The sequence below is a fragment of the uncultured Lamprocystis sp. genome, from assembly GCF_903933125.1.
Taxonomy (GTDB): Bacteria; Pseudomonadota; Gammaproteobacteria; order Chromatiales; family Chromatiaceae; genus Thiodictyon.
On sequence record NZ_CAIZIZ010000010.1, the window covers coordinates 1 to 6,069 of the forward strand.

General features: G+C 62.5%; 4 protein-coding genes. All 4 read right to left on the minus strand.

Features of this window, described 5'->3' with window-relative positions; all coding sequences use genetic code 11:
* Positions 1-210 precede the first annotated feature (210 nt).
* The 4 genes from QZY03_RS00570 to QZY03_RS00585 all read right to left on the minus strand — a co-directional run bounded on the left by QZY03_RS00570 (position 211) and on the right by QZY03_RS00585 (position 5,718).
* Positions 211-507: a DUF1156 domain-containing protein gene (locus QZY03_RS00570; protein WP_366935550.1), complete on the minus strand. Its 297-nt coding sequence runs from the start codon at positions 505-507 to the stop codon at positions 211-213.
* Between the two features lie 393 nt (positions 508-900).
* Entirely contained in the window at positions 901-1,686 is a 786-nt protein-coding gene (locus QZY03_RS00575) for an NYN domain-containing protein (protein WP_295577120.1), read from the minus strand.
* A gap of 116 nt (positions 1,687-1,802) precedes the next feature.
* Positions 1,803-2,408, minus strand: coding sequence for an anti-phage-associated DUF3780 domain-containing protein (locus QZY03_RS00580; protein WP_295577122.1), 606 nt, complete (start codon positions 2,406-2,408; stop codon positions 1,803-1,805).
* A 202-nt stretch (positions 2,409-2,610) separates the two neighbouring features.
* The gene (locus QZY03_RS00585; protein ID WP_295577124.1) at positions 2,611-5,718 is read right to left on the minus strand and encodes an anti-phage-associated DUF499 domain-containing protein; all 3,108 of its coding nucleotides are present in this window, start codon (positions 5,716-5,718) and stop codon (positions 2,611-2,613) included.
* Positions 5,719-6,069 lie beyond the last annotated feature (351 nt).

Consider the following 6,069-nt stretch of genomic DNA (forward strand, 5'->3'; position numbering starts at 1 on the left):
GCCGCACCAGTTGGGCGGCGGCGAATTTCGTCAACTCAACCGCAGACCCGGACGCCCTCGTTATTTCCCAGCGGGACTGGGAACGCTTGCTGGATCAACTGGCCTCGACGGCCTGAAATGGCCAAAGTCGAGTTCACCAGCCCCCGAGATAATTCCCTAATCTTCTCTTCTTTGTGTCTTTGTGTCTTTGTGTCTTTGTGAGAGCATTCTTTATTCCCTGTCTCCGTGCTTCTCGAAGACTTCGAGGTCCTTTTCGGGATCGTCGGTCTGCGGCAGCAGGCTGCCCAGCACGATTGCCCGCACCAGGATCAACGGCTTGCGGCCTTTCCAATAGGAGCCAAGTCCCGTGAGAGTCTGTCCGAGATTGGCCTTACGCTCCCGCTGCGACTCGAACGAGACCTTCTGCGCCGGAAACACCGTCTCAATTAGGGCCGGGGCATCGCGCAAGGCAAAGGGCTGGACTCTGCATTGCCCACCGGCCGCGACGCTCATTACATCAACCGTCATTCTGCAATTCCTGAGTAGCTCTTACTGGGGCGCGGAGAAGAAGATTCTCTCACAAAGACACAAAGACACGAAGAAGAAAAGAAGCGGAGCAGATCATGGAAAGCTAGAACGCTACTCAAATAATGATCCTGGCAAAGCGACCACTTCACCAACCCCCGAGATAATTCCCTAATCTTCTCTTCTTTGTGTCTTTGTGTCTTTGTGAGAGGATTCTTTCCCGTTTGCTGTCCTGCCGGAGCGTTTGCGAGCATCGCTTCGATCGCGTGCTCCCAGCAATGTTGGCGTCTCCTAATTGTCGGTAGCATGAGTTTCAGGTGTAAGTCGGATCACTCCAAAATATGGTCAAAGGCTGATAGGTCGAGTTAGTTCAGCGCAACCGGCAATACTCGCGGCCTAGAAAACCAGGATCAGGTTCGGGCCAGTTCCGCGCTTCTTCAGCCCCGACAGGGACGCAAGAAAGCGCATCCGCGCCGCTTTGTCATAACCAAGCTTCGACAGCGCTTGACCCACATCAGTCGCGGAATATCCGCCGCCGGGCTTTTGAGTGCACATGCTACGGATCTGTTTAAGTACCGCTTCAACCCCAGCCCCTGGAGACTGGGCTGCTCGATGGTCAGGAAGGATCGTGGTAGGTGACTGAACAACGACGGTCCGCGGCTGAACAACGGTGATCGGTTTCGCTAACGCGGGCAGCAATATAGTCGTAAGTAACTGGTTGCGGGCTGTCGCGATGTCCCCGTCGGCATAAGCAATCAAGGTCCTACAGCCCCGCATCTTTGCCTGTTCCGCGGCGCCGATCACAAGGTCATCCCGAGAGACAATGATCACCAATGCGTGATCGCGAATATGCCGCTCCAGATCTGCCCCCAACGCCAGGATTAGGGCCACATCCGCACCCTGCTTCCGGTGAGGCACCGTGAGCGGCCTCACCACGAGATCAGGGAGTGCGGATGCCAGTCCCTCTCGCCAACTATCGACTTGCTGGCCATGATTGTTACCCGCAATGGCGGCACTGACGACGTGCGCATCGAAGTCGGTCCGAAGCAGGCTGAGCAGTGCCTTTGCGCATTGAGGAGACTGGTTATCTGCATCGATATACAAGGCTACTGAGGTCAAGGCAGCACCTGTGGATACAGTGGCCTCGGGGATATGGTGTTCGTCGGGTAGAGCGGCATTCATGATACAAACCTTAGGGTGTACAGCGGCGGATTATGACGCGCTCGGGTGTTAGGTCACATGGTCAGGGCCATGCCGATACACCTAACCCGAATACGATTTCGGTTACCGTGGCACTTTCAATCATCGAATAATGGCAGTGTTGTCTGCCCCCCGAGCCCCGTCTTCCCGACCAGCGTCCGCGGCCTGAGCACCTCATTCCCGGCCGTATCCCCTAGCGCGTAGCGCAGCGCAACCCGCCAGCCATTATCCGCATCGCGGATGCCGCCGACGGTCATCGCCGTCATCCCGAACAGCCACCAGCGCTCCTCGGGTCGCAGCGCCAGCCAGTTGCGCACGGCGCTGCCGATCTTTTCGGGGTCCAGGCGCTCGCAGGCCCAGGCCAGGACGCACAACTCCTTTCCCAGCAGTCGGTCCACGGGGTTGTCCCCAACTTTCCAGGTCGCGGTGGCCAGGTCGTGCTCCTTGAGTCGGGCGTTGAAAGCGCGCTGCACCTCTGCACGAATCGCTGTCCAGCGGTGCCGCGGGAGCAGCACGCGGTCGATGACCTGCTCCCGGACGGTCTCGGAGCCCATCCCCAGGTGCTCGCAGATCAGCACCGGCGCCGCGTTGCCGCGCGGGATCTGGACCAGGAAGTGATGGGGGTCGGAGGTCGCGGGGACGCCGAAGCCCAGGGTGCGGTGGGCGTAGGCGGGGCGCTCGCGCGGGTCGGCTTTCTGAATCACTCGGCTATTCTCTGAGGCAAGTCCGAAGACGGTAGGGCGAAGCAGCGCGGCGCATCCACCAGCACACCAGCCGCGACCACCGCGGGTGGTGGATGCGGCGCGACCGGCCACCGTGCCGAACCCGCAGCATCGTACCGCGCGCCTTATCCACCCTACAGGGTTTCCTGCTCTGCGTGCCTCTGTGTCTGGATCCCTCCCCGTGCTAATCCTGACTGACATCGCCGGACTTTAGTTCGATCCCGGCCACCTCGGCGAACTCCTTGAGCGCAAACCCATCGCCAAAGGTGGCACCACCCTTGATCAGGATCTGAACGGCAGCCTGTTCGTCTCCCAGGGCCGCACGGATACCGCGGATGGCGGTCTCGATGGCGGCGGCCGTCAGTTTGCGCTCGTTGAAGCGGATTTGAACGGCGTTTTCGCCTTCGCCCAGGATGATCTGAACGCCGCACAGCAGGGTGTCGGTGCGATCCTTGAAGCGCTGGATGAAGCCGAACGCCTTGTCGGTGGTGTCGATGGAGACCCGCTTGGTCTCGGTCAGTCGTGCCGGTTTGCGTTCGTCGATCATGACCCGGTCGTCGCCGGCCGATGGGATCAGGATCTTGGCACTTTTTTCCACCTCGCCGGCCTTGGCCGCAATCAGGATGGTGCAACCCTTCGCCGGCACCTGGAATGGGTCAGTGTAAAGGGTCCCCTCTTTGGGGTTGGTGCCGTCCAGGGTGTAGCGCATCTCGGCGGCGGGGGTGCAGCGAAGTTCGACCTTGCGCGAGTCGGCGATGTTGAGCACTTCGTGGCGGACGGTCAGGTCCGCGGTCCAGCGGGTCGGCTCGCCCACGTGGTACTTGCCGGCGCTGTCCACCGCGATGAAGTAGAGGGTCGCTTCGGGGGTGCGATAGTCCTCCAGGTCTTGGACCTGGTGGTCCTGATCCGACACCGCGGCGGTCTTGGCGACATAGACGCGGGGGCTGTCACCGGCGTTGCGGGGCGTGAGCGAGAGGGTGGTCTCCCCGGTCTCGCGATTGGTGCCCTGGGGGGTGACATTGACCGAGGTCTTCTCGGCGGGGAACGGCCCCTTCTCGATGTGCCCCTCCGGGGTCTGGCGCCAGCGGCCTTGCTTGAGTGCCTCGTCGCGGAGCTGTTCCAGCCCGCGCGCTCCCGGCATCCAGGGCCAGGTCGGATCGGTCTTGGCGCGCATGGTGAGATCACGCCAGGGGACGCGGCGGTCCTTGGCGGGCCACAGGTAGGTCTCGGCCATGGCCCAGTAAGCGGGCAACGCGTCCGGCATATCCAGGGCGAGCTTGTTGTCGCAGCGTGAGCTTCCCAGAAGTTTTTCGATCTGGGCCTCGGCGGCATGTTCGCCCGCGCCGAAGCTCAGGCCGTTGTCGATGGTGGCCATGACCAACTCACCGGTACCGCCGGGGAAGAACAGCCGGTTGTAGGCGCCCGAGACGGCCTTGGTGAAACGCTCGGACAATTCTTCGAGCTTGTCGCGGGCCTCCTCGAACAGGGTGTCGCCCGCCTTGATCGGTTTGAAGATCGCCTCCACCGCATAGAGTTCCCGCAGCCGCGCCTCCACCTCGTTCGCGAGGTGGCTGTCGTGTCCTGACAGGATCAGCACGTTGTTCTTCTCCTGCTGGAACTCGAAGAAGTTGCGGATCTGTTCGGGCGGGGTCCGTCCGTCCGGCTGCACCACCAGCAGGATGCGCGCGCCCGAGAGCTTCACGTCATCCAGGCGCGGCATGATCTGGACTTCCTGATAGGCCGCTTTCGTCCGGCTCTGGGCCTGAAACAGCCCGGTGAGGCGGTTGATCAGTGCCTGCTCCAGTTTGGGTAATGGGATCTGCTTGGCGTCGCGCTCGATGCGTCGCCCCAGATTCTCGGTCTCCTTGAAGTAGAAGCCCTCCCCCTCCCGATGCAGGTACCAGGCACGGTCGCGCAGACGCTCCAGACCAGCCAGGAATTCATCGGCCTTGCGGTAAGGGGCGGCCAGGTACTCGATGATCTCGGCCTGGGTCAGGCCGGTGTGGGCACCCACGGCGCGGGACAGGGACGCCGAGAGGATCAACTTGGCCACCTGAGTGGCCGCGTCGCTGCCCAGATCGCTGTCGATCTCCTCGGCGCGGGCGTTGCCATGGTCTGCGATGTCGTTGACCACCGCGGGCAGGAGCGCCGGGTTCACCCGCTGGATCTCGTCGCGGACCTGCGGGTCGTTGAGATCCAGGTGCTGGGTGCCGATCAGGAAAACGTCGTTGGCCTCCCGGTTCCAGACGCTGCGCAGCAGCCGGGCGGTGAACTGCATGAGACCGCGGGTCTGGCGAAAGCCCTCGTTCTCCTTGAACAGGGCCACCAGGTTCTTGAATGAGGGGTGGAAGGGGTAGGTCTCGCGGACTTCTTCGGCGACCTGCTCCATGGCCCGGGCGGCGATGTAGCCGCCGTCCTCGGCGGCCTTGACCTGCTCGGCGAACGCCTCGCCGACCGATTCGATCAGGGCGTCGCCGGGCAACGCGGTGAACAGTCGCTTTTTGAGGATCTGGTAGATCTCGTTGCCGGCGAGTTGGACCGGGGTGATGGTCTGGGCCTGACGCCGGGACTCCTGCTGGAGGTTGGACATGATCCGCGCCAGATCCTTGGTCTGGGCCTCGTAACTGCCCGACAGATTGGCGATGACGACGCAGCAGCGCGGCAGCTTGATCGCCGCGGTCAGCAGGTTGCTGATGCTGTAGGTCACCAGATCGGCCAGAGACCCCTTGCCGACCGGGCGGGTGTCGGCGTTGAGCAAATAGGGCGGCAGTTCGTCGAGCAGGATCAGGGTCGGCGCGTCGCCGATGATCTCCAGCCACTTTTTTTCGTCGATCCCGCGGGGACCATCGATCCAGTAGGGGCGCACCAAATCGGCCTCGCCCAACTGCTCGCCGATCTCGCCCCAGATGTAGTGTTCGGGATCGTTGCGGCCGTTGAAGGCGGCGATGCGGGCAGGGCCGAAGTCCAACCGCTCCGCCAGGTCGCCGGGTAACACCACCGGTCGCAGGTGCGGGTGTTTGGCCAGCAACCCCAGCGCGACCATCAGGTGGGTCTTGCCGCCGCCCATGGCCTGGGCCAACTCGAAAGCGGCCTGGTCGGACCGACCCGCGAGCCGCAGCAGGCCCTCGCGGAACAGGGTGTCCATGCCCTGGGTCACGTAGTTTCTGGCGAAGAACTCGGCCCCGTCCCCGGCCCCGCCGATCAGATCCGAGAGGTTCTCAATGGCCTCCGTCATCCGGTAGTCGTAGACCATCGGATGGATTTTGCAGGCGTCACGAACGGTTCCAAGCACTTCGATCTCCTTCGATTTCGAGTCCGCAGGTTGCCCCAACCGGGTCGCCCTACCCCATCACACCACGCGCTCAACCCTGCATCGCAGGGCCATCAATGTTAGTCCATTCGGGAACGCCTTTCTCCTAGCGATAACGGCTCCAACAGGGCCGTAGGTTGGGGTGACGAAGGAACCCCAACGATCGGCGGCCTGGGATGTTGGGGTTCGTTCCTGACACTGGTGGCGAATTCTCCTGGCTCCCGCGAGTCGCGTACTCGGCGGCAACCTGTTGACGCTCCGCGGTGTCAAAGGGATTGACTGCCTGTTGCCCCAGGAGGCTCCGATGTCACTCCAATCCGCCCCAGCGTTCGA